Raw genomic sequence first — 23,119 nt, forward strand, 5'->3', positions numbered from 1 at the left:
CGTCAGCGCCATGCCCGCCGGCTGGCTACTCCTCCACAACGATGCGGGCGCGTTGAGGGCCCGCTGCGTGCACTCCAGGCCAAAATCGGGCTAACCTGAATTTCGTGTCACATCATCGCCTGGCTCCCAACGTCCACGAGCTGACAAACGCCCTCGCGGAGGCCCTGAGCGCGCTGCGGACCGAGCTGGAATTGCCTGGGCCCTACCCCGAGGAAGCTGTGCGGGACGCGGAGGCGGCAGTGGCGGCACTGGAGCTGCCGGCAGTTGACCTGACCGACGTTGAGTTCCTGACCGTTGACCCGGAGTCGTCCACGGACCTTGACCAGGCACTGTTCATCGAGCGCGCCGGCGATGGCTACCGGGTCCTGTATGCGATTGCCGATGTCCCTGCCTTTGTGATCCCGGGCGGACCCCTGGATGCCGAAACCCGCCGTCGGGGGCAAACGTTCTACGCCCCGGACGGCCGGATTCCGCTGCACCCGGAGATCATCAGCGAACAGGCCGGCAGCCTCCTCGCGGGCCAACTGTGTGCGGCCTTCGTGTGGGACTTCGAGCTCGATGACGCGGCTAACGTGGTTTCGGTGGGTTTGCGCCGGGCCCGGATGCGCAGCCGCGCCAAGCTCAGCTACAAAGGCGCCCAGGCGGAGATCGACGCCGGAACGGCCTCCCCCGTCCTGCGGCTCCTCAAGGAAGTGGGTCTCAAGCGGGTTGAGTTGGAGCGCATGCGCGGCGGAGCGAGCCTGAACATGCCGGAGCAGGAAATCGTGCAGTTGCCCGACGGCGGCTACCGGATTGCCGCTGCGCCGCAGCTTCCCGTGGAGGATTGGAACGCCCAGATTTCCCTCATGACAGGAATGGCCGCCGCCGCTCTGATGCTCGAAGGGAAGGTGGGCATCCTGCGCACCATGGCGGCCCCGGATGAGCGCTCCCTGAACCATTTCAAACTCCAGACGGAAGCGTTGGGAAGGCCCTGGGATGGAGAAATCACCTACGGCGAATTCCTCCGCACCCTGGACCCTATGGAGCCGCGACAGCTTGCAATCCTGCATTCTGCGGGCATGCTCTTCCGCGGCGCCAGCTATACGGCGTTCGACGGCAACGTTCCGGAAGACGCCATCCAGGCCGCCATCGGAGCGGCGTATGCCCACACCACCGCTCCGCTGCGGCGGCTGATCGACCGCTTTGTCCTGGTGATCTGCGAAGCCCTGAGCAACGGAAGGCCTGTGCCGGACTGGGCACGGGAGGCACTGCCGTCCCTGCCGGTCATCATGGCGGGGTCCGACCAGTTGGCTTCGCGGATGGAGCGCATGGCGTTGGACACGGTGGAGGCCGCCCTGCTGGTCAACCACGTCGGCCAGGAATTCGATGCCATTGTGATCTCCGGATCCAAGCCCCGCAACGGCAACGACCGCAACGGCAACGACTCCGCCGGCAACGGTAACGGCCGCAACGGCAACGGAAAGAACGGGAACGGCGCCTCCGGGATCATCCAGATCGCAGAACCCGCTGTGACGGCCCGGTGCGGCGGCGACCTCGAATCGGGCACAAAAGTCAGGGTCCGGCTGATCTCCTCGGACATTGCCAGCAGGGAAGTCCACTTCGAACTGGTGGGGTAAAACTATTACCGCCAAGCCTCCCAGCATCCCCGCTTTGTGCGTGGTGTGAACGCCACGATGGGTGCCAAGGCCAGCATTCGAGTTCCGTACGGCTAGACTGAAGAAGTAGATATGGATGCCCGGTCGTTGATTTCGTTTGATTTTGAATTCAACAAGCCCGCCCCTACGCGATCTTGAGATACACCCGTTGGTCACCAGTGCCAGCATTTAGATAGCCCGCGATCGGCTTCCACTGGATTTGCTTGCGCGCTGAGCGTGCTCCGGATCGGCCTTGTTGGCCGGCCCGTTGAGCAGTCGGCGCCAACGCCCAAATGAATAAGGAAACTCCCCCGTGAGTGAATTGCATACCCACCAGCTTCTGATCGACGATTCCGGCCTTGAGATCCTTGAGCCGGAAGAAACCATCATCTCCGATGAGAAGCCGCACGAAATCGAGGAGAAATCCTTCGCGGACTACAACGTCCGGGCGGACATCGTCGAGTCCCTGGCCGATGCCGGGATCACGCATCCGTTCCCCATCCAGGCCATGACACTTCCGGTTGCCCTCTCAGGCCACGACATCATCGGCCAGGCCAAGACAGGCACCGGCAAAACGCTGGGCTTCGGCATCCCCGCGCTGCAGCGCGTGGTGGGACCGGACGACGCCGGATTCGACAAGCTCGCCGTACCCGGCGCGCCGCAGGCCCTGGTCATCGTGCCCACCCGTGAGCTGGCCGTCCAGGTAGCCAATGACCTGCAGAATGCCTCGCGCAAGCGCAATGCCCGCATCACCACCATCTACGGCGGCCGCGCTTACGAGCCCCAGGTGGAAGCCCTCCAGAAGGGCGTTGAGATCGTGGTGGGAACTCCCGGCCGGCTCATCGACCTTTACAAGCAAAAGCACCTCAGCCTGAAGAACGTGAAAATCGTCATTCTTGACGAGGCCGATGAAATGCTGGACCTTGGGTTCCTCCCGGACGTGGAAACCCTTATCGCGGGCACCCCGCCGGTCCGCCAGACGCTGCTCTTTTCGGCCACCATGCCGGGCCCGGTCATCGCCATGGCACGCCGCTACATGACGCAGCCCACGCACATCCGCGCCGCCGATCCCGACGACGAGGGCCTCACCAAGCGTGACATCCGCCAGCTCATCTACCGTGCCCACAGCATGGACAAGATCGAGGTGGTTGCGCGCATCCTGCAGGCACGCGGCCGCGGCCGGACCATCATCTTCACCAAGACCAAACGGACGGCCGCCAAGGTTGCCGAGGAACTCGTGGACCGTGGCTTCGCCGCCGCCGCCATCCACGGGGACCTGGGCCAGGGCGCCCGCGAGCAGGCCCTCCGCGCCTTCCGTAACAACAAGGTGGATGTTCTGGTGGCCACTGATGTTGCTGCCCGCGGCATCGACGTGGACGACGTCACCCACGTCATCAACTACCAGTGTGTCGAAGACGAAAAGATCTACCTACACCGCGTCGGCCGGACCGGCCGTGCCGGAAACAAGGGCACCGCTGTCACCTTTGTGGACTGGGACGACATGCCCCGCTGGGGCCTGATCAACAAGGCCCTGGGCCTGAGCGTGCCGGAGCCGGTGGAAACCTACTCCTCCTCGCCGCACCTGTTTGAGGATCTGGACATCCCGGAAGGCACCAAGGGCCGGCTTCCCCGCAACAAGCGCACGCTGGCCGGGGTTGACGCCGAAGTCCTCGAGGACCTCGGCGAAACCGGCAAGAAGAACTCCCGCAGCAGCAGTGGACGGGACTCTGCCCGGGACAGCGCGAAGGACAGCAGCCGCGACCGCACACGGTCATCCAGCCGCCGCAGCGGGACTGAAACAGCCGGCCGCTCAGGTGAGCGCCGCCGTCGTACGTCAGATGCGGCGACAGCCGGCACGGGTCCCGCCGCTGAACCGGCGGCTTCCGCTCCGGCTGATGGAGACCAGTCCCGGACGCGCCGCAGCCGGACCCGCACCCGCCGCCGCAACGGCGAAGTGGTTGCCGGTGGCGACACCGCCGCCCAGCCGGGCAGCACCGAGGCCTAACCGCCTCAATGACTGACATTGTCTGGGCGCCGGACGGCAGCAACCTGGTGGTTCACGCGGATAACGCGGATTTCCTCCCCTCGCTGCCGGACGGCGCCTTCACACTCATTTATGTGGACCCGCCGTTCAACACCGGCCGGGTCCAGCGGCGCCAGGAAACCAGGATGGTGGCCAACGCCGACGGCGCCGGAGACCGTGTGGGCTTCAAGGGACGCTCCTACGACACCATCAAGGGCGCCCTGCACCGGTACGACGACGCCTTCAGCGATTACTGGTCCTTCCTGGAACCCCGGCTCGTCGAGGCGTGGCGGCTGCTGGCCGACGACGGAACGCTGTACCTGCACCTTGATTACCGGGAAGTCCACTACGCCAAGGTGATGCTTGATGCCATCTTCGGCCGTGAGTGCTTCCTGAACGAGATCATCTGGGCCTACGACTACGGCGCCCGGGCCAAATTCCGCTGGCCCACCAAGCACGACAACATCCTTGTGTACGTCAAAAATCCGGTGAAGTACCACTTCGACAGTGCCGAAGTGGACCGCGAACCGTACATGGCACCGGGGCTTGTCACTCCCGCCAAACGTGAGCTCGGGAAGCTGCCCACCGACGTGTGGTGGCACACCATCGTCTCCCCCACCGGCAAGGAAAAAACCGGCTACCCCACGCAGAAGCCCGAGGGGCTCATCCGGCGTGTCGTGGCCGCCTCCAGCCGCCCGGGCGACTGGTGCCTGGACTTCTTTGCCGGTTCAGGAACCCTGGGTGCCGTCGCCGCGAAGCTGGACCGGAAGTTCGTGTGCGTGGACCAGAACCAGCCCGCCATCGACGTGATGGCCAAGCGGCTTGGCACGCACGCGACCCTCACGTCCTTCCCGCCCAACTAGCTCGCACTTACGTCCTCAAAACGCGTTTTCGGAGCGTCTACTGCCAGTCAGATGGGCGGCGGAGCTTAGGGGCGGACGACGACGGTGCCGGTGGCCAGCTCCTCGATCCGGGCAAGCACTTCGGGAGCAGTGAGGTTCTCACCCAGCAGGTTCGGCTTGCCGGTCCCGTGGTAATCCGAGGATCCGGTGACCAGCAGTCCATGCTTGGCCGCAAGCCCGCGAAGGAACTCCCGGCCCTCCTCCGGGTTGTCGCGGTGGTCGATCTCCAGGCCCGCCAGCCCGGCGTCGATCATTTCCCGGTAGGTCCGCTCCCCCACAATCCGGCCACGCGCCGAAGCCACCGGATGGGCGAAAACGGGGACGCCGCCGGCGGCACGGACAAGTTCGACGGCGGCTGCCGGGTCCGGCGCGTAGTGCTGGACGAAGTAGCGCGAGTGTGAGGTCAGGATTGAGGTGAACGCCTCGGACCGGTCCGACACCACACCGGCAGCCACCAGGGCGTCGGCGATGTGCGGGCGTCCCAGGGTGGCGCCCGGGGCCACATGGTGGATCACATCGTCCCATGTCAGCGGGTAGTCCTCCGCCAGCAGGGTGACCATCCGTTCGGCACGGGTGAGGCGGGCGTCCTTGGCCTTGGTGATCTCCTTCAGCAGGCCAGGGTGGGCAGGATCATGAAGGTAGCTCAGGAGGTGCACACTGATGCCCTGCTCTGTCCGGCAGGAGACCTCCATGCCGGGCACCAGGGCCACTCCTGTGTCCAGAGTGGCGCGTGCGGCCTCCGCCCAGCCGTCGGTGGAATCGTGGTCCGTCAGTGCCACCACATCCAGGCCCGCGCGGGCAGCAGAGCCGATGACATCGGCTGGCGTTTCCGTGCCGTCAGAAACATTGGAGTGGGTATGCAGGTCAATCCTCACTCGCCCAGCCTAGTTCAACGTGCTGCGTTCACCCCGCGTCCACCGCCGGGTTCAACCACTGAAGTGGCCCCCCGTACGTTCACCGCTGGTTCCCCTCCGTTGGTCCCAGCCCGCTGCTGGTGAGACGATGGTGCCGTGAACGATGCCGAAAACACCCCAAACGCCGACAACACACCTTCCCAGCCCCTCGACGAGCGCGTGAACAACCGCTCGCAGCGGCCAAGTTCGGACGCCTTCAAGGCCTTTATGGCCAGCAACTGGGCGCCCTCCAGCGAAGAGCTTCCCGCACGCGACGACGTTGCCGGACAAGCAGCCCACCGGCGAAAGGCCATTTCGGACCAGTTCAAGGGCGAACGCCTGGTCATCCCCGCAGGTCCGCTGAAAGTGCGCTCCAACGACTGTGACTACCGCTTCCGGCCGCACTCCGGCTTCGCGCACCTCACCGGCCTGGGCCTGGACCATGAGCCCGATGCCGTCCTGATCCTGGAACCGGTAACTGAAGGAACGGGCGACGACGGCGGCCATCACCGCGCCACGCTCTACTTCCGCCCGTTGGCCGGGCGGGACACTGAACGCTTCTACGCCGACTCGCGGTCAGGCGAGTTCTGGATTGGCGCCCGCCCCACCCTTGCGGAGTTCGAAGCCCGCCTGGGCCTGGCCACCGCGCACATCGATCAGCTCGAAGCGGCCATCACCAAGAATGTGGGAGCCCCCGAGATTGGCGGCATCTCTATTCGCCTGGTCCGAAAAGTTGATGAGAACATCGACGCCCTGGTGGACACCGCCCGCTACAACACGGCCAAGGACCCGGAGAACCTGGACCTTGCCGTACTGGACGCCCTCGACGAGAAACTCACCGAAGCACTTTCCGAGCTCAGGCTCCTCAAGGATGAGTGGGAGATCGAGCAGATGAAGATCGCGGTGGCCGCCACCGTTGAGGGCTTCACCGAAGTGGTAAAGGCCCTCCCCCGTGCCCTGACTCACGCGCGTGGGGAACGGGTTGTGGAAGGCGCCTTTTTTGCCCGCGCCCGTGAAGTGGGCAACGAACTGGGCTACGACACCATCGCGGCCTCCGGCAACAACGCCACCGTGCTGCACTGGACCCGCAACACCGGGAAAATCAACGCCGGCGAACTGCTCCTGCTGGACGCCGGCGTGGAAGTTGACTCCCTGTACACCGCCGACATCACCCGGACGCTCCCTGCCAACGGCCTGTTCTCCGAGGTCCAGCGCAAAGTCTATGAAGCGGTTTTGGACGCGGCGGACGCCGGATTCGCTGCCGCCCAGCCCGGCGCCAAGTTCCGGGATATCCACACCGCCGCCACAACGGTGCTGGCCGAACGCCTTGCCGACTGGGGCATCCTCCCGGTCAGCGTGGGGGAAGCCATCAGCCCGGAAGGCCAGCAGCACCGGCGCTGGATGCCCCACGGCACCAGCCACCACCTTGGCTTGGACGTCCACGACTGTGCCCAGGCAAGGCGTGAGCTGTACCTGGACGGCGTGCTGACGGCGGGGATGGTGTTCACCATCGAACCAGGCCTCTACTTCAAGAACGAAGATCTCGCCATCCCGGAGGAATACCGCGGCATCGGCGTCCGGATCGAGGACGACATCCTGATGACAGCCGATGGCCCCGTCAACCTGAGCGCAGCACTGCCCCGCAAGGCGGCCGACGTCGAGTCCTGGATGGCCGGCATCTACCGCGAGGCCGACGCCGAGGCCTCCTAGGCTCCCTTCCACCCCGTTAAGCGCGAACGGACACTTAAGCCCCTTTGGGTGCTTAAGTGTCCGTTCGCGCTTGGGGCTTAAGTGTCCGTTCGCGCCAAACGATCCTGCAGGACAGGCTAGGGCTGGGGTTCGTCCCGGTCCTTCGGTGGGGCCGCCTGAGTCTTGTCCGGGCTTCCGCTGTCAGCGGCAGGGCTGTCTTGGCGCGGAGCGCCCTGGACCTGGTTCGACTGGCCTGTGACGGGTGCACCACCCGGAGCCGGACTGCTTGAAACGCGGACCCCATACTGCGGACGGCCGTCGGGCAGATCCGGATACCGTACCGCTGCCACCGGTGCTGCAGCCTGCTGAGCCGCTCCCTCCGGCTGCTGGCCGGGCTGGGCCGCGGCGGGTTCGCCCTGCCCGGATGGCCCTGAGCCTTGCTGGCCGTAGGGGTCACTCCAGCCGGAAGGACGGGCAGGACCCTGCCCCGGCTGGTTGTAGGGCTGGTTCTGGTAGTCGCGCTGGGTATAGGCCCCCGCGGCAGCGTCTGTGCGGGTCATCGGCAGTTGCTGGAGCAGCCGGCGTGCCTCGTGGGCCGCTTCCACGGAGACCACCACATCGTAGGTGGTGGCAACCACCTGGCTCGTGGACGTGAAGTCGCGCTTTCCCCGCTGCATCGCGTACGTGACAATGCCAAAGAGCATAAAGAACGCAGCACCCATCAGCACAGAGGTGAGGATGGAGAAGTAACCCGGGGACGGCGCAAAGAAGGACAACAGCACGCCGACAAACAGGCCGAACCACATGCCGCTGAGTGCCCCGGACAGTGCCACCCGCGGGTAGCTGAGGCGGCCGGTCACCCGCTCCACCATTTTCAGTTCGTTGCCAACGATGGACACCATATGAACCGGAAATTGCTGGTCAGCGAGGTAGTCCACCGCCTTCTGGGCATCCAGATAGGAGGTGTATGAACCGACGGTGTCACCGGTGGGGACGGTGCGGGCCTCGTCCGCCCCGTTGGGGCCGCCGGCCCTGGGAGCACCAAAAATGTTTGACATACCTCCATTCTTGCCCATCAGCATGTGTAGCGCCTGTAAATTCAGCTAAAAGAGAGCAGACTGGGTAGCCTGTAGACGTGAGCACAAACGTTACGCGCGTCTTCGTGGCGCGCCTTCTGGGTCTTGACGTCTTCGACCCGCTGGGCGACCGGCTGGGCCGGTTGCGTGATGTTGTGGTGCTCTCCCGCGGAAGCCGGGGCGCCCCACACGTGGTGGGTATCGTCGTCGAGGTTCCCGGGAAGAAGCGGGTCTTTGTACCCATGACGCGCATCACCTCGATCGACCAGACGCAGATCATCTGCACCGGCCTGGTCAACCTCCGCCGCTTTGAACAGCGCGGGGCCGAGACCCTGGTGGTCGCTGAAATGTTTGACCGCCGCGTTACCCTCCGTGACGGCAGCGGTGACGCCACAATCGAAGACATCGCCATGGACCAGCACCGTTCCGGCGACTGGTTCGTGAGCAAACTGTTTGTCCGCCGTGGCCATTCGCTGTCGCCCCTGAGCCGGCTCCGCCGCAACGAAACCCTGATCATCGACTGGGCAGACGCGCTCCAGGGCGCCCGGACAGAACCGCAGGCAGCCACCCAGTTCGTGGCCAACCACGAGGACCTCAAGCCCGCCGACTTCGCAGAAGCCCTCCAGGAGATGAGCGACAAACGCCGCTTTGAGGTGGCCAGTGAACTTCAGGATGAACGGCTCGCCGACGTCCTGCAGGAACTCCCCGAGGATGACCAGGTGGAAATCCTCTCCGCCCTGGACGTTCAACGGGCCGCCGACGTCCTGGAAGAAATGGATCCCGACGACGCCGCAGACCTCCTGGGCGAGCTTCCCTCCGCGCAGGCTGAGGAACTGCTGCAACTGATGGAGCCCGAAGGCGCCGAGGACGTCCGCCGACTCCTGGAATACGACGCCGACACCGCAGGCGGCCTCATGACGCCAGTTCCCGTGATCCTGCCCCCGGAAGCCACGGTCGCCGAGGCCCTGGCGCATGTCCGGCGTGAGGAACTCTCTCCCGCCCTCGCCTCCTCGATCTTTATCACCAGGCCACCGCTGGAGACCCCTACCGGCCGTTTCCTCGGTGTGGTCCACATCCAGCAACTGCTGCGGTTCCCCCCGTTTGAGCCGCTCGGGAACCTGGTGGACAAGAATCTTGAGCCACTGTCCGACCAAGCCCACATCAGTGAAGTGGCCCGGACGCTGGCAACCTACAACCTGAACTCCCTTCCGGTAGTCAATGAGGCCGGCCGGCTTGTGGGGGCGGTGACTGTTGATGACGTTTTGGATCATCTGTTGCCGGATGATTGGCGCGCCCACGATGGCGAAGCCCCGATAAGAAGGCTCGGAGGCCGCATTGGCTGACAACAGCGCCCCTAAGAACCCCTCCCACCGGACCTCGTCCAAGGCCGCAGCCACAGGCAGCCTTGACACGCCTTTGAGCGGCCGCCAACGCATCCTGCCAAAGTTCTCACCGGATCCGGATGCCTTTGGCCACGCCACCGAAGGTTTCGCCCGCTTTATGGGTACACCGCAGTTCCTCGTCTACATGACGGTGTTCGTTGTCATCTGGCTGGCCTGGAACACCTGGGCGCCGATGGAATGGCAGTTCGATTCCCGGGCGCTTGGCTACACACTGCTGACCCTGATGCTCTCGCTGCAGGCGTCCTACGCCGCGCCTCTGCTGCTTCTTGCCCAGAACCGGCAGGACGACCGTGACCGCGTGTCACTCCAGCAGGACCGCCAGCGGGCAGAACGGAACCTGTCCGACACTGAGTACCTGACCCGCGAACTGGCCTCGCTCCGGATTGCGCTTCGCGAGGTTGCCACCCGCGACTACGTCAGGGCTGAGCTGCGCTCCCTGCTGGAGGACATGCTTGAAGCGCAGGAGGAACTGCGCACTCATGACCCCTCCGGAACCGGCAGCCATGAATCCCCGCGTGACAAGGTGAAGGAAAGGCTCAAGGAAAAGCGCGACCGGCAACGCAGCCCCCGAACGCAGCAGATCCCCCGGGTCAAACCCGGGCACTCCGTCAAGGACCCCGCCGTCCCCCCGAAGCCCCCGACCCCCGAAAGCTGAGCCCGGCCTGTATGAATGACTCCCTGGACCAGGCAGTCCATGCTGCGCTGGCCACCGTTATCGATCCTGAGCTCCGCCGTCCCATCACCGAGCTGGGCATGGTGGAATCCGTGGAAATCTCCGACGACGGCCGCGTCCGGCTGGCAGTGCTCCTCACCATCGCCGGGTGTCCCCTGCGTGAAACCATCACCGCCGACTCGGAAGCGGCCTTATCCGCAGTCCATGGGGTCACCGCGGTGGAGGTTGAACTCAAGGTGATGAACCAATCCCAGCGGGACGCCCTGAAAGAGCAGCTCCGCGGCGCCGGCGCCCAGCGCGGAATTCCCTTTAATCAGCCTGGCTCACTGACCAAGGTCTTCGCAGTCGCCAGCGGCAAGGGCGGCGTCGGGAAGTCCTCAGTGACCGTTAATCTTGCGTGCTCGCTGGCCGCACAGGGGCTGCGGGTGGGCATTGTTGACGCTGACGTCTATGGCTTCTCTGTCCCGGCACTGATGGGCATCACCCAGGCCCCCACCCGGGTGGACGACATGATCCTGCCTCCCGTTGCTTACGGCGTAAAAGTCATCTCCATCGGCATGTTCGTGTCGGCCAACCAGCCGGTGGCCTGGCGGGGACCCATGCTGCACCGCGCCCTGGAGCAGTTCCTGACCGACGTGTACTTTGGCGACCTTGACGCCCTGTTCCTTGACCTGCCGCCAGGAACGGGGGATATTGCCATCTCGGTGGCCCAGCTGCTGCCCAAGGCAGAGATCCTGGTAGTGACCACCCCACAGGCCGCGGCAACCGACGTCGCGGAACGGGCCGGGGCGATTGCCACCCAGACGGGCCAGTCGGTGGCGGGTGTTATCGAAAACATGTCCTACCTGGAAATGCCCGACGGCGGGCGGATGGAGCTTTTCGGAAGCGGCGGCGGGGCGGTGCTGGCCCACCGCCTGACAACGACAGTAGGCACTGACGTGCCTCTGTTGGGGCAGATTCCCTTGGACATCCTGCTGCGTGAGGGCGGCGACGCCGGTTCCCCGATTGTCCTTGGCCGGCCGGAAACACCGGCAGCGGTTGCACTCACGGCGATTGCCGGTAAATTGGCAGCCAAACCACGGGGCCTGACGGAGATGAAGCTGGGGCTGCAGCCGCGCTGACCGCGCTGCCCCTGCAAAAAGTTAGGGTTACGTCGCTTCGGTATCGAAGGGTGCCACTTCGCCGGCCGGAAGGCGTTCGACGGTCCGCACGGGCCGGGACGAACCGGCAGACGCACCGGCGGCAACCGCCGCGGCACCTGAAGCGGCGGCGACGGCGGCAGGAGCACCGGGGCTGACAGGCTTGGAGTCGTCGTCGAGCAGCGCTTCCTTGATGATGCGTCGGGGATCGTACTGGCGGGGATCGTATTTCTTCCAATCGACGTCGTCGATATCGATCCCCACTTCCTCCTTGATCTGCTCGCGCGCGCCAGAAGCCATGCGCCGGACTTCCTTCACCAGATTCGCCAGTTTCTGGGTGTATTCGGGCAGGCGTTTGGGGCCGATCACCATGATGCCGATGATCAGCAGAAGGAAGAATTCCGGGCCGTTGATTCCAAACACTTTAGGAAGATTACCCTCTCCTGGGTCCCGGTGACGATTCGCCCTCCGGGGCCACGGAATCCGACGGGATCAAGGCGTGAGCATTTCCATTATTTTGCGGAATCCCCGCTGCAGCCTGTCGCTGATGGATTCGTCCCGGCTGCCGCCATCGGCGGTCGCAGGTTCCCGCGCAGCCCGGACATTGATCCCCGCCGCAGCGGCGGCGCTGAGCCTCTGCAGCACGGGGAGGGCGTCGTCCGCCTGGTCCGCGGGGAGGTCGGACTCATAGGTGAATCTGCCTGCCGGGGTCTGGTATGTAAACGTCCAGGGCGAAGTACCGCCGGCCCGCAGCTGAGCCGGATCGTGGTCAGCCACAGTGTGCGGGCTGACCGCTCCCGACTGTTCAGCTGCATCATGCTGTTCAACTATCCGGGCGTAATGCTTGCCGTCCCAGAGCTGTATCTCCACGGCCGGGTGGCCGTCCAGCGTGGTTGCCCTTGCGGACTGGAGGTGGAAACCGAGCGACTCGAGCTCAGGACAGACCCAGCCTTCGGTACGAAGCTGCGCCAATTGCGCCTCACTCAGCTGGCGGCCGTCGGCAGGAAGCTGGGCAGTGTGCTGCGCCAGGCTGCCCTCCAGGGCGTCTCCGGCCGCCGGGAAGGTGTCTCCTGCCATGGCAAAGGCGCTGACAGCCAGCACACCGGCTGCCGCGGCTGTTCCGCCTGCGGTGAAGGCAAGGACTTTTGTTGCCAGGTGCTGCCCCGGCGGGGGCTCCGGAGGGGCTGCGGCCAAGAGCTGGGTTTGTGCCAGCAACCGCGCCGTGAGGTCTTGGCTTGCCGGAGGTACCGCTGACTGACGCAACCGTTCAATGTATTGACGTTCCCGGTGCACAGCGGCGGCACATTGGGCGCATGAATTCACGTGGTTGCCGCCGCGGTGATGCCGGCGGCCAAAGAGGCTCTGGGGCGACATGGGGCCGATCAGAGGATGCCGGCGATGCGGGGCATGGAAAGCTTTGGTTTCCGCGACTGCTGGGGCCGGGGATCCCGATGGGCAAGCTTTTCGCGCAGCATGGTCCGCCCGCGATGGATGCGTGACCTCACCGTTCCCAGCTTGACGCCTAAGGCGGCTGCCACCTCATCGTAGGACAGGCCCTCCAGGTCACACAGCACCACGGCTGCCCGGAAGTCCGGCGGAAGTTCCTCAAGGGCAGCCTGGACGTCGAGATCAAGGTTGTTGAACTCAAAGCTTTGCTCGGGGCCGGGTTCCCGTCCCGGGATCCGGGACTCTGCATCCTCTGCCAGCGCATCAAACCGGATCCGGCTCTTGCGCCGGGCCTGGTCCAGGAACAGGTTGGTGGTGATCCGGTGCAGCCAGCCGTCCAGGGTCCCCGGCTTAAAGTTCTCAAGCGACCGGAAAACGCGAACAAAGACTTCCTGCGTGAGGTCCTCAGCGTCGAACTTGTTACCCGTGAGACGGTAGGCAAGCCGGTAGACCTTGGCCGAGTGGTTGGACACGACCTCTTCCCACGTGGGCCTGACCCATTCAACCGTGGAATCTTCTACTGCAGGGACAGGTGCCACAACTGATGATGACATCGTCCACTCCCCTCGTGGATTGCTAACGCCCGGATACTTTTGACATCTCTGGTTCGGCGCCGATCACCCCATGGATGACCGGATATCCATCATTTCAAATTTGTCTGGGAATTACCTGACCGGCAACCCTCTTCAGCCCACGGCGCAACACAGCACCTTCCGCGGAGGGCACCTCCTGACACAGTACGCTGTATGAAACACTCCCCTGCCGCCCAGAAAGCGAATCCCCATGAGCGCCGACAAGTCCACGAGCTGGTCCTATGCAGAAGATCTGCCCGCAGAGGATGAAGTTATGCTGCGGGCGCGCGAGCGCTCCTTCGAGCTCGGCGTGACGCCTGTCGGTCCCGGCGTCGGTGCAGTCCTGACCGTCCTGGCGGCGGCATCGAAGGCCCAGACCGCCGTCGAAATCGGAACAGGAGCGGGGGTCTCCGGCGTCTGCATCCTTCGCGGCCTGGGCACGCAGGCTGTACTGACCACCATCGACGTGGACGTCGAGCACCTCAAGGCCGCCCGCGAAGCGTTTTCAGAGGCAGGAAGTCCGGCCAACCGCACCCGGACCATTTCCGGCCGGGCCGGCGATGTCCTGCCCCGCCTCACGGACGCGGCCTATGACCTGGTGTTCATCGATGCCGACAAGCCTGGTTTGCCTGGCTACGTGGAACAGGCCATCCGGCTCCTCAAGGCCGGCGGCCTGCTCATCATCAACGACGCCCTGGACAAGGACCGGGTGGCCAACCCTGCGGACAGGGAAGCCAGTACGGTGGTGCTCCGCCAGGTCGGCAAGACCATCCGCGACGACGACCGGCTGGCCTCAGCCATGCTTCCCACCGGTGACGGCCTCCTGGTAGCCGTCAAGAAATAGTGCGCAACCCCTGATAAACAGGTCAGGCCCGCAGCCCGGGGGCTGCGGGCCTGAGCCAGCGGGTTTATTCGGTAACGCCGACGAGGCATTCCTTGAGGTTGGCCGCCTCCGCAGCATTGAGTTCGACCACAAGCCGTCCGCCGCCTTCGAGCGGCACACGCATGATCAGGCTGCGGCCCTCTTTGGTGACTTCCATAGGGCCGTCGCCGGTGCGTGGTTTCATAGCCGCCATGAGGAATTTCCCCTCCATTTAGTCCCAGGACTTATCAGCCCGGACGGGCTGTGTCCGCATGGTCATCAAGCCGCTATGGCGGCCCGTGTGGACACCGCCATGGCTGAACGTATTCTGAATGCTTTTGTCCTTGCTTACTTACTATTATCCCGTAATTACCCGTACGTAGCTAATCGATGGAGTTTTCCGGCCGCGTCATATTCCCCGGCGGCGATGCTCACGGCCGCCACGGCTTACGGTGGGTAATCCCCTCCGCCGGGCAGCTGGGCCCAGGCCCAGAGCCAGACGACCCAGACGATCTGGAGCAGGACAAACATCACCAGAACTGTCCCGCGATAGGCCCGTGACCGGGACAGGAGTGCGGCGCTGAGCGCCAGCGGAAAGAGCGGGAGCAGCATACGGAACGTGCTGGTCTGCGGGTGCAGGAAGATCAGGAGATAGCCCATGTAGCAGGCGCACCACAGACGAAGCTCAACGCCAAGCTGCACCACCGGCGGCGAGAACAGCAGCAGCGCAAAAAGGCCGGCGAAGATGAACGGGGCCATCACTCCGAGTACTGGACCAAAGAGTTGGATGCCGGTGTCGAACCATGGCTTGAACGGCACCAGGTCATGCCCCCTCCAGACGGTCTCCGTTTTGGTGTACGCCTGAATGTCTCCGGTGGTTGCCCAGGCCGCAGCCGGCCAGATGAGGGCGGAGGCGCCGCTGACGGCTGCCAGGGCTGCCAGGCGGGCAAGCTCTCCTGGCGTGTGGCTACCGGGAGAGCTTGCCATGCTGGCGGCCCGGCGGAAGCGTTGGATCAGCCGGTAAAGGAGAAGCAGTCCCACCATGGCGGCAAACGGAACACCAACAGGCCGGGAAAGGCACATCAGCAGAACCACCGGAATCGCCCAAAGGTAGCGGCGGCGGATCACCAGCAGCAAGGCTGCCGCCAGGAGCAGGAGGGTCAGAGGCTCCGCGTACGGAACCTGGAGAATCGCCGAAACAGGAAAAGTCGCGAAGAAGACCACACCCCACAGTGCAGTGGAGTGCGCAGCTTTGTACCTAAAGAGGGCGTAGGTGACCAGGGCCGCCCCCACACCGGACAGCATGGCAACCAGGGTGAGCGAAGCTGCGGGGTTGAGGCCTGTTATTGCCCCGAGTCCACGCGCCAAGGCGGGAAACAAGGGATAGAACGCCCAGGCGTTCTCCTGCACGTTGCCGGTGTCATCAGTGGGAAGCACGGAGGGGTAGCCATTGGTGACGATTTCGCCGTACCAGCGGGCGTCCCAGATGTTGATGAAGTTCCAGTAGTCGGGCTTGGCCGGGAACCAGGGGTTTGGCCCCTGGTGCAGGGCCGCCGCCATAAAGATGAACGCGCCCGCCAGCCGTGAGCCGCAATAGAGCGCAATAACCTGCAGCCACCAGGGCCATCCGCGGAATGCATCGCCTGCGCGCCCCGCCGCCTGGCCAATCCTTGTTGTCAGGCCCGCCCGGGTACCCGTGCCTGCACTCAAAGTGTGCCCTCAGCCTTTTCCCGCTCAGGCCGGGACGTGGTTGTTGGCCGATCCTGCTGAGCTTCCACCGCCACGGTTCCGGCCTTATCAGCTGCCTGCGTCCCCGTGGAGGCCTGCTGGGACTGCTCGGCCTCGAGCAGCCGCATCCGGAGCCGTTCCAGTTCCGCATCCTTGGCGGCCAGCTGGTCCCTCAACTCGTCCAGCACCTGGTCCACCTGGTCCATGCGGTAGCCCCGCAGGCCAAGGGAAAACCGAACCTTGTCGACGTCGGCCGGGCTTGCTTCTGCCGGCAACAGCACCGGCGGAAGGTTCGCCACCGGCTGTTCGAACCCTCCATCGAGAAGTCCAGCGGCAGAAAACTCTTTGTCAGGCAGCCCGGTACTTCCACCCGTCCCGGTCCCGCTGCGCCTGAACAAAGTGCCGGACTTGCCACCGGCCCCGGCCCAGGCGGCCACACCGATCAGCAGGATGGCAAGAAAAACCAGAAAATAGCTCACATCACCCATCGTGCCAGATTGCCTTGACGCCACGGCCCTCTTGATAATTCAGTTGGGTATCAGGTGGTTATTCGGGCCGCTGCTCCCCGTTGGTTGACGGCGCGATGACGGTGCCGTGCAACACCAGGTCCACTGCCTCGGCCGGATCATCAACGACCTGGATCAGGTCCAGGTCCTTCTCGGAAACCATTCCCTCGGCCACCAGGGTGCCCCTGATCCACTCGATCATCGGCCCCCAAAATGCGACGCCGAGGAGGACAATCGGGAACGAGGTCACTTTCCGGGTCTGGACGAGCACCATGGCTTCAAAGAGTTCGTCCAGCGTGCCCAGGCCTCCGGGGAGGACGATGAACCCTTGGGCGTATTTGACGAACATGGTCTTGCGGGCGAAAAAGTACCGGAAGTTGATGCCCAGGTCCACCCATTGGTTGAGCCCCTGCTCGAAGGGCAATTCAATGCCCAGGCCCACAGATACGCCGTTGCCTTCCACGGTGCCCCTGTTGGCTGCCTCCATGGAACCCGGACCGCCGCCCGTGATCACGGCTACGCCGGCAGCTGCCAGTTTCCGGCCCACCTCGACACCCATTTCGTAGTACGGGCTGCCGGGTTTGGTTCTTGCTGAACCGAAAACGCTGACCGCCGGTCCCAGGTCCGCGAGCGCCCCGAATCCTTCAACGAATTCGCTCTGGATCCGCATCACGCGCCAGGGATCCGTATGGACGAACTGCCCGGGACCCTTGCTGTCCAGCAAATGCTGGTCCGACATTTCCACCGCTGCCTGTTTGCGGCGAAGTTCAAGGGGCCCTTTGCGGCGTGGCTGGGCGGTTTTGGCCGGGTCTGCGTTGATGCTCATCACCCAAGGCTAACGCCAAGGCGGCAGGCTGGCTGCAGGTATCTCTTGAATCACGATCCGCGGCAACTTGGCGTGATTCCCGTCATAAGCGGGCTTTGTTCGCTAGATTCTTCTTATGACTACTCATGTGCCCGGCGATGCGCTCGTCTCCCTGAATGGTGTCAACAAACATTACGGTCAGCTTCACGTGTTGAAGGACATCGACCTCCACGTCCGCAAGGGCGAAGTGGTTGTTGTTATTGGCCCTTCCGGTTCGGGCAAGTCGACTCTGTGCCGCGCCATCAACCGCCTCGAAACGATTGAAGGCGGAACCATCAGTATTGATGGAAAAGTCCTGCCGGAGGAAGGAAAGGAACTCGCCCGCCTCCGGGCCGACGTCGGCATGGTGTTCCAGTCGTTCAACCTGTTTGCCCATAAGACCATCCTGGAAAACGTGACCCTAGGCCCTATCAAGGTCAAGGGTGTTCCCAAGGCGCAGGCTGACAAGGAAGCCATGGCTCTCCTTGAACGGGTGGGCGTAGGCCACCAGGCCCCCAAGCTTCCCGCCCAGCTTTCCGGCGGACAGCAGCAGCGTGTTGCCATTGCCCGGGCACTGGCCATGAAGCCGAAGGTCATGCTTTTTGACGAGCCCACCTCCGCCCTTGACCCGGAAATGATCAATGAAGTGCTTGACGTCATGATCCAGCTGGCCAAGGAGGGCATGACCATGATTGTGGTCACCCACGAGATGGGCTTCGCCCGCAAGGCCGCTGACCGCGTGGTGTTTATGGCAGACGGCCAGATCGTCGAGGACGCAACGCCCGAAGAGTTCTTCACCAATCCCCAGAGCAGCCGGGCCAAGGACTTCCTGTCCAAGCTTCTTACGCACTGACGCAGTCAGAGTTCGCACCCAGGCCGTCCCAGGCGGCCGCCCAATGAAAGGAATGTCATGAAGGCATTTTTGACCCGGAGGAAATCCCTCCTGGTAGCAGCATCCGCAGCCCTGGCGCTGTCACTGAGCGCATGCGGCGGCGGTACCGGCACCACCAGCGACCCCACCGTTGCCGAGACTCCGACTTTCGCGGCAGGGAGCACGATGGAAAAGCTCTCCAAGGCCGGAACCATCAAGATCGGCACCAAGTACGACCAGCCGCTGTTTGGCCAGGTGGGCCTGGACGGAAAGCCCATCGGCTTTGACGTCGAGATCGGAAAGCTGATCGCTGCAAAGCTCGGAATTGCCGCCGACAAGATTGAATGGTCCGAAACAGTATCAGCCAACCGCGAACCGTTTATCCAGCAGGGCCGCGTTGACCTGGTCATTGCCACGTACACCATCAATGACAGGCGCAAGGAAGTCGTCAGCTTCGCCGGCCCGTACTACGAAGCCGGCCAGGCCCTGATGGTCAACAAGGACAACGACTCCATCACAAAGCCGGAGGACGTCAAGGGCAAGAAGGTTTGCTCGGTGACCGGCTCCACCCCGGCTGCCACCATTGTTGAGAAGTATGGAGCAGAGCTTGTTCCGGCCGCCACCTACTCAGCTTGCCTGGAGCCCCTCCGCAACAAGCAGGTCGAGGCCATCACCACTGACAACGTGATCCTGGCCGGGTTTGTGGACAAGGAGCCCGAGGCGTTCAAGCTTGCCTCGGATGAGACGTTCACCAAGGAGCCCTACGGCATTGGCCTGAAGAAGGAAGACACCGAGTTCCGCAACTGGATCAACGACCAGCTGGAGGAATTCGAAAAGGACGGATCCTACAAGAAGGCCTGGGAAGCAACTGCCGGCACGGTCATCAAGACTGCCCCGGAGCTCCCTGAGATCGACCGCTACTAACTAACGCAGGCGGTTGCCGGAGTCCGCTCCCCGCGGCTCCGGCAGCCGCCGCTGCCATCTTCGCTCCGTCCACGACACCAGCCGAAGGACCCCATGGACGCTATTCTCGAAAACCTGCCGCTTTACTGGGAGGGCCTTCTCCGGACCCTGTTCCTGTCTACTGTGTCCGGGGTGATCGCCCTCGTGTTGGGGACGTTGCTGGCCGCAGCCAGGGTTTCTCCTGTTGCCGCCCTGCGCGGCTTCAGCATGACTTATGTTGAAGTCCTCCGAAACACCCCCCTGACCATTGCCTTTTTCTTTGCCGCTGTAGTGCTCCCCCGTCTTGGGGTAACGTTCGAGCAATTTGAAGTGGCAGCAATCATTGCCCTCAGTGCCTACACCGCAGCCTTCATCGCTGAAGCTGTCCGCTCCGGTGTTAACAGCGTTCCCGTTGGGCAGGCCGAGGCTGCCCGCAGCATCGGAATGAAGTTCAGCCAGGTGCTGTCCCTCATCATCCTGCCGCAGGCACTTCGCACCGTCATTCCACCATTGATCAACATCCTGATCGCCCTCGTAAAAAACTCGTCCGTCGCCGGTGCCTTCTTTGTGCTGGAGCTGTTCGGCTACGGCAGGCAGCTTGCCAACACCTATGGTGACCAGGTGCTGGCCGTACTGCTCGGCGTTGCGTTCTTCTACCTCCTGCTTACCGTTCCGCTCGGTATCCTGGCCAGCACCGTCGAAAAAAAGGTGGCGATTTCCCGATGAGCTCAGTTCTTTATGACGTCCCGGGCCCCAAGGCACGCAGGGTTTCCCTCATTGGGTCGGTAGTGGGCTCCCTGCTGATCCTTGGCCTGCTCGCCTTGATCATCACCACCCTCGCCCAGCAAGGGATCTTCGAAGGCCGGCGTTGGGCAATTTTCACCCGGGCCGATGTCTGGATGTTGCTCGGGAACGGCATCGGAGCAACTCTTAGCGCCGCTGCCATCGCAGCGATCATCGCCTTCCCGCTGGGTCTGATGCTCTGCCTCCTGCGGATCTCGGACGCCGCTGCTGTCCGCATCCCCACACGGGTTGTGCTGGAGTTCCTGCGCGGTATGCCCGTTGTCCTGATGATGTTCTTCGTTTTGCTGGTCTTTGGCACCAACCCGTTCATCGCTGTAGTGGCCGGCCTGGTCCTCTACAACGCGGCCGTCTTCTCGGAGATCATCCGTGCCGGCATTCAGTCACTGCCGAGGGGCCAGCGTGAGGCGGGCCTGACCATTGGACTGACCAGCTTCCAGTCCCGCATGCTCATCGAACTGCCGCAGGCTATCCGCCGGATGATGCCATCGTTGGTTGCCCAGTTGGTGGTGCTCCTGAAGGACACGTCCCTGGGTTACATCGTGGCTTACGGCGAGCTGCTCCGGGCTGTGCAGGTCATGGCGGACTTCCTGGGAACGGCGTTCCTGTTCCCGATCTTCTTCGTGGCAGCAGCCATCTACATCGCGATCAACATCTGCGTTTCACGGATCGCCGTGTGGATCGAACACCGTGGCACCAAGAAGGCAGCCGGCGGCGTGGCAAAGGCTGAGCCTGAGCCCATCGAAGCCGCAGTTCCGTAGCAGCGGTACCCTAACAGCAGTAACAGCACGCCACTCCCAAGGGACATGGTAAAAGGGCCGGATCCGTCGAGGATCCGGCCCTTCCTGTGTCTGGGGTCCTTTCTTTGAAAGCCCCGAGTCAGGGGTTTACTCGGAAAGCCACGTCCGCAATGCACGCAGGCATTGACGGATTGCGTCCGCGTCCACGTGCTCGTTGTCCTTGTGGGCCAGCAGCGGGTCACCTGGACCGAAGTTCACCGCGGGAATGCCCAGTTCACTGAACCGCGCGACGTCGGTCCAGCCGTATTTCGGTTTCGGCTCGGCTCCAACCGCGGCCACGAAGGATGCAGCTGCCGGATGGTTCAGCCCGGGACGGGCGCCTGCGGCACTGTCCGTCCGGACCACGTCGAAACCTTGGAGGAGGGCACGTACATGGGCTTCAGCCTGCTCCGGCGATTTGTCCGGGGCGAAGCGGTAGTTGATCACCACAACGCAGCGGTCCGGAATCACGTTGCCCGCCGTGCCGCCATGAATCTTCACCGCATTAAGGCTTTCACGGTAGTCGAGCCCGTCAACGTTGACGGTGGCCGGCTGGTATGCAGCCAACCGGGCAAGGATGGGCGCCGCTGCATGGATCGCATTGCTTCCCATCCAGGCCCGGGCAGAATGTGCGGCCTCGCCGATGGTGGTTGCTTCCAGCCGCATGGTGCCGTTACACCCGCCCTCCACTGTGCCGTCGGTGGGCTCCAACAGAATGGCGAAGTCGCCGTTCAGCAGCGCGCCGTGGTTGCGGACCAGGCGGCCCAGCCCGCTCTTGACCGCTTCCACTTCCTCGTGGTCATAAAAAACAAAGGTGACATCGCGTTTCGGTTCCGCCCCGGCGTCGAACATGGTGGCAGCCAGCGCCAACTGCACCGCAACACCGCCCTTCATGTCGGTGGCCCCACGTCCGTACAGGACGCCCTCGCCGGGAATGCCGGAGTCCCAGGTGGAGGGAACCGTGCCCCGGGCCCCGAATGTGACCGGCAAGGGCACCGTGTCCAGGTGGCCGGCAAGGATGACCCGTTCGGTCCTGCCCAGCTCCGTCCGCGCGATCAGCGAATCACCATCACGCACCACGTGCAGTTGGGGGATGCCCCGCAGTGCAGTTTCGACGGCGTCGGCCAGCTCAGTCTCGTTTCCAGACACACTGTTGATGTCCATTACGGCTGCGGTCAGCAGCGCAACATCCTGCCGGAGGTCCAGGGGCTTGGTGGCGGGCTCAGAGGCGGTTTCAGCAGTCACCATGACAGTCTAGTTCGAACCCGGGCCCGGGCTCTCGATAGACTGGGGCAATGACTGAGACCGCTACCTCCGCTGTGCCCGAAAACCAGAACTCAACCATTGAGGCCCGTTCCGCCTATGGCTTCGGGCTGGCCACCATCGCCACCGCCACAGGCAAAGAAAATAGCCAGGCCACTGTCCTTGATGTTTGGTTCCCGGCACCTGCCCTTGGGGTTGCCGCAGAAAAGCTGCGCGCCGTTGAGAACGCAGATGAAAACCTGGCCCAGCTTGCGGAGAGCAGCGCTGACCCGGACCGCGGCACCGAGCAGAAAGTGGTCTTCGTCCAGATCAACCTCGACGAAGCCCCGGCCGACACCGCGGATGCCTACCTCAGGCTGCACCTTCTCTCCCACCGCCTGGTCCGGCCCAACAGCATCAACCTTGACGGCGTGTTCGGCAAGCTCCCCAACGTGGTGTGGACCAACTTCGGCCCGGCAGCTGTGGAGGGCTTTGAGCTTACCCGTGCGCGCTTGCGCCGCCGTGGCGCTGTCACCGTCTACGGCATCGACAAATTCCCCCGCATGGTGGACTACGTTGTCCCGTCAGGTGTGCGGATCGCCGACGCCGACCGTGTCCGGCTTGGCGCGCACCTCGCCGACGGGACCACCGTCATGCACGAAGGGTTTGTGAACTTCAACGCCGGCACCCTGGGGACCTCCATGGTGGAAGGCCGCATCTCCGCAGGAGTAGTGGCCGGTGACGGCAGCGATGTGGGCGGCGGCGCCTCGATCATGGGCACTCTTTCCGGCGGCGGCAAGGAGAAAATCGCCATCGGTGAGCGCGTCCTCCTGGGTGCCAACTCCGGCGTGGGCATCAGCATCGGCGATGACTCGGTGGTCGAGGCCGGACTCTACGTCACGGCAGGAACGCGCGTTCGTGTGCCGGGCCCCAAGGACGAGGTAGGCGAGGACACCACCAAAATCGTCAAAGCCATCGAGCTCTCCGGGGTCCCCAACCTGCTGTTCCGCCGCAACTCCACCACCGGCGCTGTGGAGGCCCTGCCGCGCAAGGGCCAGACGGTGGAACTCAACACCGCCCTGCACGCCAACTGA

At 63.9% G+C, this 23,119-nt stretch carries 23 protein-coding genes; 13 read left to right on the top strand and 10 right to left on the bottom strand.

Annotated features, from left to right (window positions below):
- The first annotated feature begins 104 nt into the window (after positions 1 to 104).
- From M1E17_RS16190 to M1E17_RS16200, 3 genes are all read left to right on the top strand, one after another.
- The gene (locus M1E17_RS16190; RefSeq protein WP_457962985.1) at positions 105 to 1,616 is read left to right on the top strand and encodes an RNB domain-containing ribonuclease; all 1,512 of its coding nucleotides are present in this window, start codon (positions 105 to 107) and stop codon (positions 1,614 to 1,616) included.
- Positions 1,617 to 1,947: 331 nt separating this feature from the next.
- Positions 1,948 to 3,639 (top strand): DEAD/DEAH box helicase, encoded by a 1,692-nt coding sequence (locus M1E17_RS16195; protein ID WP_457962986.1) that lies wholly within the window; start codon positions 1,948 to 1,950, stop codon positions 3,637 to 3,639.
- Between the two features lie 8 nt (positions 3,640 to 3,647).
- Entirely contained in the window at positions 3,648 to 4,520 is an 873-nt protein-coding gene (locus M1E17_RS16200) for a DNA-methyltransferase (RefSeq protein ID WP_457962987.1), read from the top strand.
- Positions 4,521 to 4,585: 65 nt separating this feature from the next.
- Here the strand turns inward: M1E17_RS16200 and M1E17_RS16205 are convergent, their stop codons facing one another.
- Positions 4,586 to 5,434, bottom strand: coding sequence for a PHP domain-containing protein (locus tag M1E17_RS16205; RefSeq protein WP_457962988.1), 849 nt, complete (start codon positions 5,432 to 5,434; stop codon positions 4,586 to 4,588).
- A gap of 135 nt (positions 5,435 to 5,569) precedes the next feature.
- Between M1E17_RS16205 and M1E17_RS16210 the strand changes: the two genes are divergently transcribed.
- Positions 5,570 to 7,162: an aminopeptidase P family protein gene (locus M1E17_RS16210; RefSeq protein WP_457962989.1), complete on the top strand. Its 1,593-nt coding sequence runs from the start codon at positions 5,570 to 5,572 to the stop codon at positions 7,160 to 7,162.
- A 116-nt stretch (positions 7,163 to 7,278) separates the two neighbouring features.
- Here M1E17_RS16210 and M1E17_RS16215 read toward each other — a convergent pair whose 3' ends face one another.
- Positions 7,279 to 8,199: a general stress protein gene (locus M1E17_RS16215; RefSeq protein WP_457962990.1), complete on the bottom strand. Its 921-nt coding sequence runs from the start codon at positions 8,197 to 8,199 to the stop codon at positions 7,279 to 7,281.
- 77 nt (positions 8,200 to 8,276) lie between these two features.
- Between M1E17_RS16215 and M1E17_RS16220 the strand changes: the two genes are divergently transcribed.
- From M1E17_RS16220 to M1E17_RS16230, 3 genes are read left to right on the top strand one after another with little or no spacing between them, the layout of a single operon-like run.
- Positions 8,277 to 9,560 (top strand): magnesium transporter MgtE N-terminal domain-containing protein, encoded by a 1,284-nt coding sequence (locus tag M1E17_RS16220; protein WP_267275713.1) that lies wholly within the window; start codon positions 8,277 to 8,279, stop codon positions 9,558 to 9,560.
- On the top strand, positions 9,553 to 10,275 hold the full coding sequence (locus M1E17_RS16225; RefSeq protein WP_457962991.1) for a DUF1003 domain-containing protein: 723 nt from the start codon (positions 9,553 to 9,555) through the stop codon (positions 10,273 to 10,275). The genes M1E17_RS16220 and M1E17_RS16225 overlap by 8 nt, the downstream gene beginning before the upstream one ends.
- An 11-nt stretch (positions 10,276 to 10,286) precedes the next feature.
- Positions 10,287 to 11,414: an Mrp/NBP35 family ATP-binding protein gene (locus M1E17_RS16230; RefSeq protein ID WP_457962992.1), complete on the top strand. Its 1,128-nt coding sequence runs from the start codon at positions 10,287 to 10,289 to the stop codon at positions 11,412 to 11,414.
- 27 nt (positions 11,415 to 11,441) lie between these two features.
- Here M1E17_RS16230 and M1E17_RS16235 read toward each other — a convergent pair whose 3' ends face one another.
- The 3 genes from M1E17_RS16235 to sigE all read right to left on the bottom strand — a co-directional run bounded on the left by M1E17_RS16235 (position 11,442) and on the right by sigE (position 13,432).
- Positions 11,442 to 11,855, bottom strand: coding sequence for a Sec-independent protein translocase TatB (locus M1E17_RS16235; protein WP_457962993.1), 414 nt, complete (start codon positions 11,853 to 11,855; stop codon positions 11,442 to 11,444).
- A 69-nt stretch (positions 11,856 to 11,924) separates the two neighbouring features.
- Complete coding sequence (locus tag M1E17_RS16240; RefSeq protein ID WP_457962994.1) at positions 11,925 to 12,806, bottom strand: anti-sigma factor; 882 nt, start codon at positions 12,804 to 12,806, stop codon at positions 11,925 to 11,927.
- A gap of 8 nt (positions 12,807 to 12,814) precedes the next feature.
- On the bottom strand, positions 12,815 to 13,432 hold the full coding sequence (gene sigE, locus M1E17_RS16245) for an RNA polymerase sigma factor SigE (protein ID WP_457962995.1): 618 nt from the start codon (positions 13,430 to 13,432) through the stop codon (positions 12,815 to 12,817).
- A 229-nt stretch (positions 13,433 to 13,661) separates the two neighbouring features.
- On the opposite strand from sigE, the gene M1E17_RS16250 reads away from it, so the two are divergent.
- Positions 13,662 to 14,294, top strand: coding sequence for an O-methyltransferase (locus M1E17_RS16250; protein ID WP_267275719.1), 633 nt, complete (start codon positions 13,662 to 13,664; stop codon positions 14,292 to 14,294).
- A gap of 64 nt (positions 14,295 to 14,358) precedes the next feature.
- Here M1E17_RS16250 and M1E17_RS16255 read toward each other — a convergent pair whose 3' ends face one another.
- From M1E17_RS16255 to M1E17_RS16270, 4 genes are all read right to left on the bottom strand, one after another.
- Positions 14,359 to 14,526: a DUF3117 domain-containing protein gene (locus M1E17_RS16255; protein ID WP_009357720.1), complete on the bottom strand. Its 168-nt coding sequence runs from the start codon at positions 14,524 to 14,526 to the stop codon at positions 14,359 to 14,361.
- A gap of 233 nt (positions 14,527 to 14,759) precedes the next feature.
- On the bottom strand, positions 14,760 to 16,022 hold the full coding sequence (locus M1E17_RS16260) for a hypothetical protein (protein WP_457962996.1): 1,263 nt from the start codon (positions 16,020 to 16,022) through the stop codon (positions 14,760 to 14,762).
- Entirely contained in the window at positions 16,019 to 16,519 is a 501-nt protein-coding gene (locus M1E17_RS16265; RefSeq protein WP_457962997.1) for a DivIVA domain-containing protein, read from the bottom strand. The genes M1E17_RS16260 and M1E17_RS16265 overlap by 4 nt, the downstream gene beginning before the upstream one ends.
- 67 nt (positions 16,520 to 16,586) lie before the next feature.
- A complete protein-coding gene (locus M1E17_RS16270; protein WP_457962998.1) occupies positions 16,587 to 17,372 on the bottom strand; it encodes an LOG family protein in 786 nt (261 codons plus the stop codon).
- Between the two features lie 115 nt (positions 17,373 to 17,487).
- Here M1E17_RS16270 and M1E17_RS16275 point away from each other — a divergent pair, with 115 nt between their 5' ends.
- The 4 genes from M1E17_RS16275 (at position 17,488) to M1E17_RS16290 (ending at position 20,765) form a co-directional block, all read left to right on the top strand.
- Positions 17,488 to 18,243, top strand: a complete 756-nt coding sequence (locus tag M1E17_RS16275) for an amino acid ABC transporter ATP-binding protein (RefSeq protein WP_267275722.1) — start codon at positions 17,488 to 17,490, stop codon at positions 18,241 to 18,243.
- A 57-nt stretch (positions 18,244 to 18,300) separates the two neighbouring features.
- Complete coding sequence (locus M1E17_RS16280) at positions 18,301 to 19,185, top strand: glutamate ABC transporter substrate-binding protein (RefSeq protein ID WP_457962999.1); 885 nt, start codon at positions 18,301 to 18,303, stop codon at positions 19,183 to 19,185.
- Positions 19,186 to 19,278: 93 nt separating this feature from the next.
- Positions 19,279 to 19,929, top strand: coding sequence for an amino acid ABC transporter permease (locus M1E17_RS16285; protein ID WP_457963000.1), 651 nt, complete (start codon positions 19,279 to 19,281; stop codon positions 19,927 to 19,929).
- Positions 19,926 to 20,765 (top strand): amino acid ABC transporter permease, encoded by an 840-nt coding sequence (locus tag M1E17_RS16290; RefSeq protein ID WP_457963001.1) that lies wholly within the window; start codon positions 19,926 to 19,928, stop codon positions 20,763 to 20,765. Before M1E17_RS16285 ends, M1E17_RS16290 begins: the two co-directional genes overlap by 4 nt.
- 126 nt (positions 20,766 to 20,891) lie before the next feature.
- Here M1E17_RS16290 and dapE read toward each other — a convergent pair whose 3' ends face one another.
- A complete protein-coding gene (gene dapE, locus M1E17_RS16295) occupies positions 20,892 to 22,031 on the bottom strand; it encodes a succinyl-diaminopimelate desuccinylase (protein ID WP_457963002.1) in 1,140 nt (379 codons plus the stop codon).
- A 47-nt stretch (positions 22,032 to 22,078) separates the two neighbouring features.
- Here dapE and dapD point away from each other — a divergent pair, with 47 nt between their 5' ends.
- A complete protein-coding gene (gene dapD / locus M1E17_RS16300) occupies positions 22,079 to 23,119 on the top strand; it encodes a 2,3,4,5-tetrahydropyridine-2,6-dicarboxylate N-succinyltransferase (RefSeq protein WP_457963003.1) in 1,041 nt (346 codons plus the stop codon).

The sequence above is a fragment of the Arthrobacter sp. D1-29 genome, assembly GCF_054130585.1.